This window comes from Amycolatopsis roodepoortensis (assembly GCF_024628825.1).
Taxonomy (GTDB): domain Bacteria; phylum Actinomycetota; class Actinomycetes; order Mycobacteriales; family Pseudonocardiaceae; genus Amycolatopsis; species Amycolatopsis roodepoortensis.
The window spans coordinates 9,150,752-9,163,974 of the sequence record NZ_CP102415.1 but is presented as its reverse complement, the minus strand read 5'-3'; the positions used below and the strand labels follow the sequence as shown (position 1 = coordinate 9,163,974).

General features: G+C 68.9%; 10 protein-coding genes. 1 reads left to right on the top strand and 9 read right to left on the bottom strand.

Going from position 1 to position 13,223, the window contains the following annotated elements:
• Positions 1 to 124: 124 nt before the first annotated feature.
• The 4 genes from NQK81_RS43745 to NQK81_RS43730 form a co-directional block, all read right to left on the bottom strand.
• A complete protein-coding gene (locus NQK81_RS43745; RefSeq protein ID WP_192742004.1) occupies positions 125 to 1,153 on the bottom strand; it encodes a GNAT family N-acetyltransferase in 1,029 nt (342 codons plus the stop codon).
• Positions 1,150 to 2,076, bottom strand: a complete 927-nt coding sequence (locus NQK81_RS43740; RefSeq protein WP_257486197.1) for an HTTM domain-containing protein — start codon at positions 2,074 to 2,076, stop codon at positions 1,150 to 1,152. The genes NQK81_RS43745 and NQK81_RS43740 overlap by 4 nt, the downstream gene beginning before the upstream one ends.
• Complete coding sequence (locus NQK81_RS43735; RefSeq protein ID WP_257486196.1) at positions 2,064 to 2,588, bottom strand: hypothetical protein; 525 nt, start codon at positions 2,586 to 2,588, stop codon at positions 2,064 to 2,066. The genes NQK81_RS43740 and NQK81_RS43735 overlap by 13 nt, the downstream gene beginning before the upstream one ends.
• Before the next feature lie 79 nt (positions 2,589 to 2,667).
• A complete protein-coding gene (locus NQK81_RS43730; RefSeq protein ID WP_192742001.1) occupies positions 2,668 to 2,835 on the bottom strand; it encodes a hypothetical protein in 168 nt (55 codons plus the stop codon).
• Positions 2,836 to 3,072: 237 nt separating this feature from the next.
• Here NQK81_RS43730 and NQK81_RS43725 point away from each other — a divergent pair, with 237 nt between their 5' ends.
• Positions 3,073 to 6,171 (top strand): AfsR/SARP family transcriptional regulator, encoded by a 3,099-nt coding sequence (locus tag NQK81_RS43725; protein ID WP_257486195.1) that lies wholly within the window; start codon positions 3,073 to 3,075, stop codon positions 6,169 to 6,171.
• Between the two features lie 10 nt (positions 6,172 to 6,181).
• Here the strand turns inward: NQK81_RS43725 and asnB are convergent, their stop codons facing one another.
• The 5 genes from asnB to NQK81_RS43700 are packed head-to-tail and all read right to left on the bottom strand — an operon-like array spanning position 6,182 to position 13,062.
• Complete coding sequence (gene asnB, locus NQK81_RS43720) at positions 6,182 to 7,906, bottom strand: asparagine synthase (glutamine-hydrolyzing) (RefSeq protein ID WP_257486194.1); 1,725 nt, start codon at positions 7,904 to 7,906, stop codon at positions 6,182 to 6,184.
• A 31-nt stretch (positions 7,907 to 7,937) separates the two neighbouring features.
• The gene (locus tag NQK81_RS43715; protein WP_257486193.1) at positions 7,938 to 9,041 is read right to left on the bottom strand and encodes an N-acetyltransferase DgcN family protein; all 1,104 of its coding nucleotides are present in this window, start codon (positions 9,039 to 9,041) and stop codon (positions 7,938 to 7,940) included.
• Between the two features lie 9 nt (positions 9,042 to 9,050).
• The gene (locus NQK81_RS43710) at positions 9,051 to 10,301 is read right to left on the bottom strand and encodes an MFS transporter (RefSeq protein ID WP_257486192.1); all 1,251 of its coding nucleotides are present in this window, start codon (positions 10,299 to 10,301) and stop codon (positions 9,051 to 9,053) included.
• Positions 10,298 to 12,448, bottom strand: coding sequence for a prolyl oligopeptidase family serine peptidase (locus NQK81_RS43705; protein WP_257486191.1), 2,151 nt, complete (start codon positions 12,446 to 12,448; stop codon positions 10,298 to 10,300). The genes NQK81_RS43710 and NQK81_RS43705 overlap by 4 nt, the downstream gene beginning before the upstream one ends.
• On the bottom strand, positions 12,445 to 13,062 hold the full coding sequence (locus NQK81_RS43700; RefSeq protein ID WP_257486190.1) for a VldE C-terminal domain-containing protein: 618 nt from the start codon (positions 13,060 to 13,062) through the stop codon (positions 12,445 to 12,447). Before NQK81_RS43700 ends, NQK81_RS43705 begins: the two co-directional genes overlap by 4 nt.
• Positions 13,063 to 13,223: the final 161 nt, after the last annotated feature.

The window sequence follows — 13,223 nt, the reverse complement described above, 5'->3', positions numbered from 1 at the left end:
TCACCCCAGTGAACGTTCCGGCCTTCCAGAAAATTGTTACACGCACCACTACCAGGTGGAGACTCGTCTACTACTCTTGCTGGTCAGGGGTTCGTCCGGTCGGCCCGCGCCCGGTACGAACCTGTTACCGGCGTGGCGTCGCCAGCCGATTCTCCACGGCGGTGAGTTCCTGCTGGACGGCGACCAGGGAACGCAGGGCCGTGTAACCCATCTCGCGGTTGACGCGGATCATGTGCGCGTTCTCGGCGCCGGTCGTGGTGCCGATCCGCTCCAGTGCGGGACAATCGACGAGCAGCCACCGCATCATGTGCGCCTTGACGCACCGCCCCAAGCCCGCACCGCGGTGCGCGGCGAGCACGGCCGTGTCGCGCTGATATCCCCAGTCGGGGCGCCGGGGATGGGTGCAGAGTTCGGTGAATCCGGCGACCGTCCCGGACAGCTCGTGCAAGGCGACGACCACCCGCTGCACGAGCCCCTGCGCCCGCAGCTCCGCTTCCTTCTCCCGCACCCGTGGCACCGACCATTCCGGCCACCGGTAACCCGATTCCCCCAAGGGGGCGTCGTGGATCGCCCCTCGTGCCACGGCGTAGGAATCGACGACGCCGTCCGGGGCGGATCCCCGCCACCGCAGCAGCCGGTACCCGGCGGGCACGTCGACCTCCCACGACCTCCGGTCGACGTCGGCGATCACCAGCACCTGCCTGGTGATCACGCGTACCGGCCGGAACCCCAGCGCCTCGGCCCACCGCTGTCCCGCGGTGCCCGCGACCACTTCCCAGCACTCGACGACCCGGCGCGCCTGGATCCTCAGCTCCGGGAGCAGCGCACGCAACATCGCGACCCCGATCCCCTGGCGACGGTATGCGGGATGCACCCGCACGTCGGTCAGCCCGATATCACTGTTCTCCTCGTCGAGGAAACACACCTGGGCGAACGCCACGACCTCCCCGCCGCGACGGCCCAGCCAGTACGCGACCGCGCCCGAACCCGGCATGGGCCTTTTCATCCGCGCGACCAGCTCCGCGAGTGGCAGTGGAGGTTCTCCGGGCCGGTCCACGACCTGGCTGGCCAGCATCACCCGGTGGCAGACGACGAAGTCCGCTTCCGTGGCCAGAGACGGGTCGAACCGCTCGATCACCAGGCCGGTGGTCACCGGCCTCGGCCCGCCCCCGCCAGTTCGGGCGCGGGCGCCGCCACGCGCCCACCGCCTGACGAAGATGCGGCGCAGAGCAGCAACGCGATCATCACCGTTCCGAAGCCCGGCAACCCCAGCAGCAGACCGATGGCGACGTGCAGGGCGATCCCGCACCCGACCGCCGGCTTCCGCCCTTTGCCGCCTGCCAGGATCGCGACGGCGATCAGGTACTGGAGCGCGACCACGCCCCAGGTCGACGTCGCGATGAGCCCGCTCGAAGCGAGCAACGGGCCCAGGAAATCGCGGATCGGCAGCGGGAAGCCGAATTGCGCGTCGAAGGCCACCATGTACAGGGCGTCACCTCGCGACCACGCCGGGTCCAGCACCTTGTGGGTGGCCGCCGTCAGGTAGATCAGCGACAGCTGGCCGCGAAGACACCACAGGGCGGCGAACGAACCGCCTCGCCACCGCATGGGCAGCGGAGCCACGGGGGCGCTCCAGTGCCATGTCCGGCCGTCCCCGAGGCAGAGGGGGACGAACAGCATCGCCCCGATCGCGGCCGCTCGGTCGCCCCCGTTGGCCAACGGCATGCTGACCGCGAGGCTGAAGGTGACGTACCAGTGGGGAAGGCAGGTCCAGCGAGGCCGGTAACCCGACAGCACGACCAGTAGCGTGGCGATCGCCAAGAGCCTGGGGAGCGCCTGCCCCGTCTCCGTTTCGGCGGCCAGGCACCACAATGAGGCCGAACGGATGCCACCACAGCGCAGTCCCTGCGGTGCGTCGGGCGAAGCCACGAACAGCGTGGTATCCGCGTTGAAGAGCAGAACGCTCAAGGTCGCCGCGGCGAGGAGGCTTCGCCCCATCGCGAAGGCCCGCCCCCGCGGTTCGTGCCGCTCGATCGCCGTACCGAGCCTGCGCCGGAGGCCGGTCAGCCGCTGCATCGCAGATCCACCGAAGCGACTCGGTAGGCCGCCCAGGGCCCGTCGCGCCGGGATCCGGCTTCCGAGGACGACGCGCGCTCGATGGCGAGCACGGCGCGGCCGCAGAGGGTCGGTGACTTCAAGGGGTTTTCCGTCCGGTAGAGCAAAGCCGGGTCCGGTACCTTCTCACAGCGCATTTCGCCTCCCTGGCCGCATTCCTGCCAGTACCGATCCGGGATCCGGTCGGCGATCTGCCGTGCCTCGGTCGTGTACACGTCGTGTTCGCGGTTGAGTCCGCCGAGCCGTGTGCCCCAGACCTCGCGTTCGTGCAGGCGGACGAGCCGGCCATCGTGCCCGGCGCGATAGGGCACGACCGAGCTCTTGTCCAAGCCGATGAAGAAGACCCATTCCTGCGGCCACAACACGCGATACGCGTCAAGGCGGTCCCGGAGTCCCCCGGATATCCCGAAAAGGTCGGCCTGCGCGAGACACGCGAGGACGAAGCCGAGCCCCAGCACCAACGAAGTGAGCACGAAACCCCGGAAACCTTGCTCCGGATCCTCGCCTTCGCTGATGCCGTGAGCGCCGGCTCGACCTGCCTCCGAATCGGTGCTAGCCGCGGTCGGCATCTGAGACGTTGTCCCAGTTCACCCCGGAGAACGGCTCCTGTTCAACCACGCTGTTCTGCGAGCGCGGTTTCCGGTCGTACATCTCGTCGGACGGTGTACCGATCGCGACCGCGATGGCGAGCGTCGCGGCGACGCAACCTAACCCGAGCATGACTGTCCGCATCACTATCCCCCAGTTCAATGGTATAAACCACCGCGATGCACTATTCCAGGCGATGGTGGTTCATAGACACCACCGAGATTAGCCGCGGTGGCTACCTTGGAGCTACCGGTTCGCTACTCTTGAGAGGATCTTGGACTCAGTGGCAGGTCGCACCCCTGCCGGAGCCTCTTGCCGGGTACGGCGGTGAACGGTTCGCGGTGCAGCGACCAGCGCGAGAGGGGAGCCGTGGAGCTGCGGATCTTGGGGCCGATCGAATTGTGGGCGGCCGGTCGTCCGATCGGAATTCCGGGCACCAGGCAGCAGAAGCTGCTCGCGCTCCTGGTACTCAGCGCCAACCAGGTGATCCCCGACGGGCAGTTGATCGGTGATCTGTGGGAAGACCCGCCCCAGTCGGCACGGCAGCAGGTCCACAACGCCGTCGGCAGTCTCCGCCGGACGCTGGAAGCCCTGGGCGAAGAGGTCCGCATAACCAGGACGGACCTGGGATACCGCCTGGACGTTCCGCCGAATGTCGTAGACGCGTACCGCTTTTCCGACACGGCGCGGCAGGCGAGGGCGGCGGGGTCCGCCGGACGGATCCCCGAGGCGATCGAACTTTTCGAGGCAGCGCTCCGTCTTTGGCGGGGTCACGCACTGGCCGGGCTCGAAGGGGACACGATCACCAGTGCGGCCGCCAACCTCGACGAGCAACGTCTTTCCGCCATCGAGGACCTGATATCCCATCGCCTGCGGGCAGGTGAAGCCGCGTCGCTGGTCGCCGAACTACGTCAGCTGGTCGCCGACCATCCACTCAGGGAGTCACTGCGGAGCCTCCTCATGCAAGCGCTTCACCTCAGTTCCCGACAGGCGGACGCGCTCGCCGTCTATGACGAGGGAAGGCGGATTCTCGCCGGAGACCTCGGCATCGACCCTGGTCCAGACCTCCGCAGGCTCCATGCGGTGATCTTGAGCGGCGACGCCGATCCCGATGACGTCGTGCCGGGCCGTACGCCGCCCGACGACGGCTTACCTCATTCGGGTGACTCACCACCTTCGCCCGCCCTGAGCGGACCGGCCCGCCGGTTCTACCTTCCACATGACATCGGGGACTTCTCCGGCCGCTCCGCCGAACTGGCCCACTTGCTTTCCACGACGAGGGACACCTCGCCCACCGCCTTGGTGATCTCCGCCATCGACGGGATGGGCGGCGTCGGCAAGACGACCTTGGCCGTACATCTCGCGCACCAGATCGCCGAGCACTATCCGGACGGCCAGTACTTCGTCGACCTCCACGGATTCAGCCCCGGACTGGAACCCGTCGCGCCGGAACAAGCGCTCGACACCCTCCTTCGCGGCAGCGGTGTGCCCCCCGAACTCGTTCCTCCCCAGCTCGAAGCCCGTAGCGCGCTGTGGCGGTCGCAAATGGCCGGACAGCGAGCACTTCTGGTGCTCGACAACGCGATCGACGCCGACCACGTGCGTCCGCTCCTGCCGGGTACGGCCGGCGTGCTCGTGCTCGTGACGAGCCGTCGCAAACTCACCACGCTCGACGGCGCCGTTCCGATGTCCTTGGACGTGCTCACCCGTGACGACGCCATCGCCCTGTTCGAACAGGTCGCCGGCAGGGACGGCCGCGATGACGCCGACGAGGTGGCCACCGTCGCCGAGCTGTGCGGCAGGCTGCCGCTCGCGATCCGCATCGCGGCCGCCAGATTGCGCAGCAGACCACACTGGACGATCGCGGATCTCACGGACCGGCTGCGGAACCAGAGCCAGCGCGCGCGATTCCTGGCGGCCGACGACCGCAGCGTGATCTCCGTGCTGCGTCTGTCGTACCGGTATCTCCGGCCGGAACAACAGCTTGTCTTTCGTTTGCTCGGGGCACATCCGGGGATCGACTTCGACGCCTACCTCGTCGCGGCGATCTCCGGCCTGTCCCACGGTCAGGCCGAGTACATCCTGGAATCACTGTTCGACGACAACCTGGTCAAGCAGCGGTCGAGCAAGCGTTTCTACTTCCACGACCTGGTGAAGGACTGCGCACGCCAGATACTCGGAGAGCTCGAAGACGGCAACGAGCACCAACTCGCGCTGGAACGTCTGCTCGACTATTACCTGCATTGTGCGGCCATGTGGTGCGAATATCTGGACAGCGGTGCCGGCGGCGCCGCCGTCCAGGTCAAGCACCCGCCCCGGCACGTCAAACGAGTCAGCTCGTCCGACGAGGCCGTCGATGCCCTGAATCTCGAATACAGCAACCTGCTTTCGGTCGCCAAGTACGCGGCGGAGAACAACTGGCTCAGGCACGCGTGGCAGCTCCCCTGCGTGATACAGCCGCTCATGAAGCTGCGCAACAACTACGGAGGTTCCGCCTTTTCGCTGTTCCAAGGTGCCTTGCGCGCGGCACGCGGATTGCGGGACAGCCAAGGGGAATCCACCTGCCTGCAGGGGCTGGCGGCGATCTGCCGCGAGCGCAAGTCACCCAATCAGGCCAAGGACTACATCGAGCAGGCCCTGAAGATCAGCCGCGACCTCGGCGACCGGAGGGCGGAGGCCGAGCAGCTGGTCGAACTGGGCAACCTGCACCTGGACGAAGACCGGCTACGGGAAGGCCGGGACGCCTTCGTCTCCGCCGAGCAACTGATCTCCTTCACCCCGAAGACCTTCGTCCGCGCCGCGATAGCGAACAATCTCGGGGTCATCTACCGCGATCTGGGACAGTTCGACCTCGCCTTGCGGTATCTCAACCGGGCCATCGGCATCCTCGCCGACGACAGCCATCCGCGACGAAGAGCCTTGACCTCCTGGTGTATCGCGGCGGTGCTCCACTACCGGGGTGATCACCGGCAAGCGATCGAGCTCTTCGGGAAAGTCCTCGAAGCGAGCACCAAAGGCAGGTTCGAACACGGCCGTGCGGTGGCGATGCTCGGCTTCGCCGAAGCACACCGATCGCTGGGAGACCTGAGCGAATCCGTCGAATACGGCCGGGCCGCGCTGTCCTTGTCCAGGAAATTCGACCTGTGGAAGGTCGAATGCGAGGCCTTGAACGTGCTCGGCGAGGCGAATCTCGCGCTGAACGACATCGACCAGGCCCGGCAGGTGTTCGACCACGCGCGGGAGCAGGCCGTCCTCTACGGGTCCAAGCGCTACGAGGCGAGAGCTTTGGAAGGGCTCGCGCACGTGGCGTCGCTTCAACGGGAGATCACCACCGCGAAGGAGCGCTGGGAGCAGGCGATCGAGCTGTACCCGGACGGCATGGTCGACGCCGAGTTCGCTCGCGCCCACCTTGAGTCGCTCCGGCTCGACACGCGCTGTTTTCGCTGCAGCGGCGCCCGCACGAGGTGACCGGCGAGGGTCAGCCGAAGCGCCGAGGATCCACCCCTTCGACGTGGATCCGGTGCCACACCGCGAAACAGACCAAGACCCACAGGCGGCGCCAGTCGAAGTCGTCCCCTCGCCGGTAGTCCCGGAGCATGGTCAGCGCGGTGTCCCGATGGAGGTAGTCACCGATCTCCGCTTCGGTGAGGACGGCCTCGGCGAAGTCGTAGAGCTCGTCGCGGAGCCAGAACCGGATCGGCACCGGGAAGCCCAGCTTGGGCCGCCTGGCCACCTCGGGCGGAACGAGGTCCGCGACCGCCTCGCGCAGCGCGGACTTCGTCGTGTCCGGGCTGATCTTCTCGCTGTACGCCAAGGTCTCCGCGGCGGCCAGTACCTCGCGGTCGAGGAAGGGCACACGCAGTTCGAGCCCGTGGGCCATCGTCATGCGGTCGGCCTTGGTCAGGATGTCGCCGGGGAGCCAGAGCGCGAGATCGACCGACTGGCGCAGGGTCACCGGGTCCCATCCCGCCTTCCGCGCCCGTTCCCGCAGCGGTGCCGCCAGTTCGTCGGCCGAGCCGCCGGTCAAGGGGGTGACGAGCGCCAGCTCCGACGGCTCGTAGACCAGATCCGCTCCCAGGTATCCCGCTCCGGTGCCGCGATAGACGTGATAGCCGCCGAACAGCTCGTCGGCGCCTTCGCCGGAGAGCACCACCTTGACCTGTTTGCGTGCTTCCCTTGCCAGGAACCACAACGCGACGGCCGCCGCGTCGGCGAACGGTTCGTCGAACTGCGCCAGGATCTCCGGCAGACGCGTGGCGAACTCTTCCGCGCTGATGAAGTACGGATTGGACTTCACCCCGAGCGCGTCCGCGGTGGCCACGGCGTGCTCGATCTCGCTGTAACCCTCGCGGCCGAAGCCCACTGTGAACGTCTGCAAAGAACTGTCGTGCGTCGCGGCCAGCGCGCAGACGACCGCCGAATCGACGCCGCCGGAGAGGAAAGAACCGACCGGGACGTCACTGCGCAGATGCGCGGCCACGGAGTCCTCGAGCGCCTCGCGGATCCGCCGTCCCGTGTCCGGCCGGGCCGCGGCCGCCGGGCGGAACACGTGCGAGTGATACCGCCGCACCCGTAGCTCACCGTCGGGTCCGTAGGACAACTGGTGACCCGGCGGGAGCACCCTGATCCGGGGCGACATCGTTCCCGGGCCGGGAACATACTGCAGCGAAAGGAAACGGCGGACCGACTCGGGGTCGACCGGGCCATGCGCGCCGGGCCGGACGAGCGCCTTCTTCTCCGAGGCGAACCGCAGCGACGTGCCGTCCAGGCGGTAGTAGAACGGCTTGATCCCGAACGGGTCCCGCGCGGCGAACAGCGTGCGTTCCTCGGCGTCCCAGACCGCGAACGCGAACATCCCCCGCACTCGGTCCAGGCAGGCGGGCCCGTACAGAGCGAACAGTTCGAGCAGGACCTCGCTGTCACTGGAGGATCTGAGCTCCACCCCCTTGGCCGTCAGTTCCGCGGCGAGCCGGGGGGCGTTGTAGATTTCGCCGTTGTAGACCATCCGGTAGCGGCCGTCGGCGGACATCATCGGCTGATGCCCCGCCTCCGACGGATCGACGATGGCGAGCCGCCGGAATCCCAGCGCCACGCCTTCGCCGGTGTAGCGGCCCTCATCGTCCGGGCCGCGGTGGGCGAGCAGGCCGGTGGCCTCCCGGACCCAGTCCACCTCGGCCTCCTCCAGCGGCGTCGCGCCGGTCACCCCGCAGAAACCACACATTTCCCCTCCAGCGTCAGGAAACCGAACCGACCAGACCAGGCAGGACGGCGGGCAGCAAGGCGTCGACGCCGTACCGCAGCACGTCCGTCGCGGGCAGGCCGGTCTCGTCCGTCAACCGCCTCAAGGCCGCACGGGCCTCACCGTCGTCGAGTCCCGCGGTGACCACCGACAGTCCGGCCACCCTGGGGGCCCGCTCCGGATCGGCCCACCTGGCCGCTTGTTCGTTGATCTCGATGGCCCGTCGCATCGAGGGCAACGCGACCCCTGGCAGCAGGCCGAGCCCGGTACGCCGCAGGTCGTGGCACAGCACCATCGCGTCCGGCCGCGTGCCGTGCAACAGCCCGAGTGTGACGGCGGAGTAGCGAGGGTGGTTGAGCGCGCCCTGGCCTTCCACCAGGACGACGTCGTGCTCCTGAGTGGCGTGGAACACGACGTCCTCGACGGTGCTGTTGAGGAAGTCGGAGATCAGGCCGTCGACGGCGACGCCGCCACCGGAGATCATCATCCCGACCTGACCGGTGGCCAGGAACGAGGCGTCCGTCCCGCCTTCGCGCAGTGCCCGCTCCAGTTCGAGCATCGTCGTCATCTTGCCGCTGGAGCAGTCGGTGCCGACCGCGAGCACGGTGCGGCTGCCGGGCCGGTGGTCACGGAAGTGCAGGACCGGCCTGCCCTCGGCGTCGAACGGGGTGAGGTATTTCTCGGCAGGCGGCTTGCGCAGGTCATGGATCTTCGCCCCGGTGCGCCGGGCGACGGCGCTGAGCTCCGGGTCGTCGGAGATCAGGAAGTGCAGGCCGCTGACGACGTCCACCCCGGCCTCCAGCGCGACCCGGACCTGGTCCCGCCAATACGACTGCAGTGCCGCTCCGACCGGCTCGTCGGCCAGCAGCACCGCGTCGGGACGGTGCGCGTCGAGCGCCGCCCGCACGTCCGGTACCACCGGGATGCCCAGCTCTCCGGGGAAACCGGCGACGGTGGCCGCGTCCTTACCCGCGGTGGTCCGATCGATGACCGCGACGACCCGGTCGGAGCGATACCGCAGAATCGCGACCAGGGTCTTTGACGGCTCGGGGACGATCTCGTCGTCGGCGAGCACGGCGATACGGCCCAGCTTGTCCATTTCGGCTCCTCATCCGGTTCCGGCGGGCACCGGCTGGTGCACGCCCGGCCCGCCGCGGCCGGCGAGGCGGCGCGCGGCGAGACCCACGATCACGAAACCGGCACCGATCCCGGCCCAGCCCCAGAACCCGAAGGACAGGGCGACGGTGGTGCACAGGATCGGCCCGGCCAGCACTCCGATGCCCGAGGTCATCTCGAACACGCCCTGGTACTGGCCGTGCGCGCCCGCGTCGGCCAGGTCATAGCTCAGCGTCCAACTGCTCGCCGAGGTCCACATCTCACCGAAGGTCAGTACCACCGCTCCGGCCACCAGTACGGCGACGGTCCACAGCCCACCGGTCCCCCCGGCCAGCCCGAACAGCACGCAGCCGACGGCGAGGGCGGCCCCGCCGGCACACAGGACGCGGGCCGCGCCGCCCACGGTGGCCGCTCCCCTCGAAGCCCGCACCTGCAGGGTGATCACCAAAGCCGTGTTCACGAACAGCAGCGCCGCGACGACCGGCTTCGGCGCGTCGGTATGCGAGACCACCCACAGCGGCAGGCCCACGGTGAGCACGCTGTCGCGGATCTCCATCAGCCCGCACAGCAGGCCGACGGCGACGTACCGGCGGTCACGGATGGCCCGCCACGCCGTCCTGGCCCGGCGTGGGACGGACACCGGCGCACCGGGGACCGCGCGAAGGAGCAAGGCGCCGACGGTGATCACGGCGGCGTTGAGGAAGATCACCACCAGGTAGGCGGCCCTCGTGTCCAGATAGAGCGGGATCGCCGCGGCGGCCGTTCCCAGTGAGAATCCGATGTTCTGCACGGATCGCTGGTACGCGCGGAATTTCGTGCGGGCATCGACCAGCTGGCCGATCAGGGCGTTCTCGCCTATTTGACGCCCCGTGCGCAAGGCCGCCACCAGCAGATGCACCAGGACGAAGCCGAGGAGGTCGAAGACGAGCGCGTAGGCGGCCACCGCCCCGGCCATCGACAGCCCGAGGCGGAACGCGACGGCCCGCGCCCCGGTACGGTCCACGATCGGCCCGATCACCACCGCCAGCGCCATCGACGTCAGCGCCGCGGCGCTCTGCACCGCCCCGACCTCCCCGGGAGCCAGCCCGACGATATGGACGAAGAACACCGCGTTGCAGGCCATCGCGGCACCCTGGCCGACCGACTGGGCGAGCGTCGCGCCGAGCAGGTACCCGCCGCCGGAGGCGGTCAGCTCGTCCCGGAGCGCGGCCAACCGAGCGGGAAACCCCCGCCCCTTCGTCACGCTGTCGTTCCCTGGACCCGGTCGTCCACCCCCGCCGCCATTCCCCTGGTCGCGGACTCGACCACGAACGCGGTGATCTCCGCGGCCGCGCGGGCCACTTGTGCGGGCCCGGACGGCCCGTGGTGGCCTCCGTCGCCCAGTTCGGTGCGCAGCAGGATCGTGTTCCCGTGGGTGTCCGCCTGCCGCAACGCCGCCGTCCACCGCGCGGGCTCGTGCACCAGCACCCGGGGATCGTTGGCGTACGCGGTCACCAGCAGCGGCGGCCGCGGCAGATCGGAGACGTTTTCGTAGGCGACGTACTCACGCATGCTCCGGTAGATGGCCGGATCCCGTGGATCGCCCCATTCCTCCCACTCGTTCACCGTGAGAGGGAGCTTCTCGTCCAGCATGGCGTTGAGCAGGTCGCACGCGGGCGCCTCGGCGACGACACCCGCCCATTTGCCCGGTGTGTCGGTGTAGGCCTGCCCGACCGCCACACCGCCGGCGCAACTGCCGTGGGCGACGACCCCGCCGGCATGGGCCCAGCCGGTCGCGACCAGGTGGTCACGGGCCGCGGCCAGGTCGCGGAACGACTGGGGCGTCGCCAGCATGCTCCCGTCGAACCAGCCGCACCGGCCCAGCTCCCCACCACCGCGGACGTGCGCGATCGCGTAGACGAAGCCTCGGTCCAGGAGACTGAGCACTTCCTGGGAGAAAACCGGTTCCCATGGCCGTTCGTAGGCGCCGTAACAGAAGACGACCGCGGGGTTGCCGCCGTCCGGCCGCACCTCGGCCCGGTGGGCGATCGTGACCGGTATCGCGGTGCCGTCCGCCGACTCCGCGAACAGCTTCCGGGTGCGGTAGTCGCCGGGGTCGAACCCCGCGACGGCGACCTCGTCGAGCGTGTCGCAGGCGCCGGTGCGCAGGGAGAGACGCCGGTAGCGCGGAGGCCCGGACAACGTGTGCTCGGTCAGCACGACGTCGTCGGCCTCGTACGTGGTCCGCTGGTCCATCTGGACCCGGAGCGCGTCCCTCCTGCCTTCGAAGATCAGACAGCCGCCGGGGCTGGCCGGCGTGACATCGCGGGTGGCGCCGTCGGGACCGAGCAAGGTGAACACCGTGGTCCCCCGCCGGTGCCCGCTGAGCAGCAGTCCGGCGGCGAACACGTCGAGCCGCTGCCAGGCCGTGTCCGCCCGGCGGTCGAGGATTTCCCGCCATTGCTGCGTTTCCAGCTCGGCGAGCGGGAGCCCGACCAGCCGCCGTTCCTCGCGGCCTTCCGCGACGAGTGCGACCAGCCGGTCCTCCCTGGTCGTCCGCTGGTGGTCGGCGAAGTACACCCGGCCGTGACGCCGCGGCATGACCGGCCGTGGCGTGGCGGTGAAATCGTCCGTGGGGAGCAGGAGTTCTTCGGTCGTGGTCCGGCTCTGGTTGGTGATGACGAGCCAGTCATGGGTGCGCGTGGTGCGGACGGTCGTGGTGAAATGCTCGTCCTCCTCGTTCCACAGGACGGCGTCGGGTACGCCGGGGTCCGCGGTGAGGTCGTGTGCCAGTACCCGGTACGGCCGCATGGCGGCGTCGTGGACCACGTAGACGAACGTCGACGAGGACGCGTCCCAGGCGCCGGTGTAGTACGTCTCCTGCCTGGTGCGCGGCAGATCGGTGCCGGTGGCCAGATCCCGGAACCGGAGCTCGTAGGACTCGTAGCCGACGTGATCGACCGAGTAGGCCAGCCAGCGGCCGTCCGGGCTGGGTTCGAAGAGGCCGATACGGGTGAAGTCGTGGCCCTTGGCGAGGTCACCGAGGTCCAGCACCACTTCCGGTTCCCCGTCCTCGCTCAGCTCCCTGCGCACGTAGCGGGTGTAGCGCCCGCCCTCGTCCGCGAGCCGGGTGGAGTACTCGTGATCACCCAGCCGCCAGCTGAAAGGCCGCTCGCCGACCTTGCGCCTGCCCGCTCCCGCGACCAGTTCGTCGATGAGCGGACCGATCTCCCGCGCGTAACCGTCGAAGTACTCGCGTTCGCGCACCAGGTATTCGCGCAGGCGGGGATCGGCGTGGTCCCGCATCCACCCGAAGGCGTCGACGACCGTCTCGCCGTGCAGGGTCCGTTCGGTCGGCTGCACCGGGGCGGACGGGGGAAGTGGGACCGATTCGGGACGAGTGGTCTTCACAGTGCCTCCTTGGCAGCCGGATCCGCGATGATGTCCAGGCCGAACCGGCGCCACCACGAGGTCTCCCCCCGTGCGCCGCGGCGGCTGAACGAGATGTGGACGTGGTCGGTGTGCGGGTGCGGCCCGGTGTACGGGCGCCACCCCTGTGCGGCCGCGTAGGCGCCCCAGATCCGGGAATCCCAGATCAGGTACATGATCCCGAACCGGCGGGCGGCCGCGAACGCGTTGCCGTGCCGGTCGGTGGCCAGCAGCCACGACAGCAGTTCCTCCGCCTGCTCGCCCTGGGTGTCACGGCAGACCTTCCAGTCCCATGCCCGGCCCTCCTTGTGCTCGCTGCGTCCCGGAACGTGCGCGGGCCGGAGGATGCCGAGGCTGCCAGTGTCCGGAAAAGCCCGGAGCACCAGCTCCCGGAAGGCGACCACACCTGGCTGGGCCACCGGCGAGATGCCGGTCTGCGGCTCGTGGACGGCGGGATCGTCGATTCCCGGCCCGAACTCGCGGAGCGCCGCGACAAGGCACTCGACGGTGCCGGGACGCCAACCCGTCGTGGAACGGAGGATTTCCGTGGTTTCTTCTTCGGTGGCGCGCGAGCTGAGAGGTCGAGAAGTGATCACGTAGCACTTCCAATGCGGCCGTGACAACGAACAGCGCCAGCATGGCAACCTTTGGCAAGTCTGTCAACAGAAGCTTCGCGCTACCACCAAGACTTCTGGCAAGTTCTGCCCGGTCACTCGCATTGCTCGCCTGCCTTCTTGACCAAGGGTTTGGCAACCCG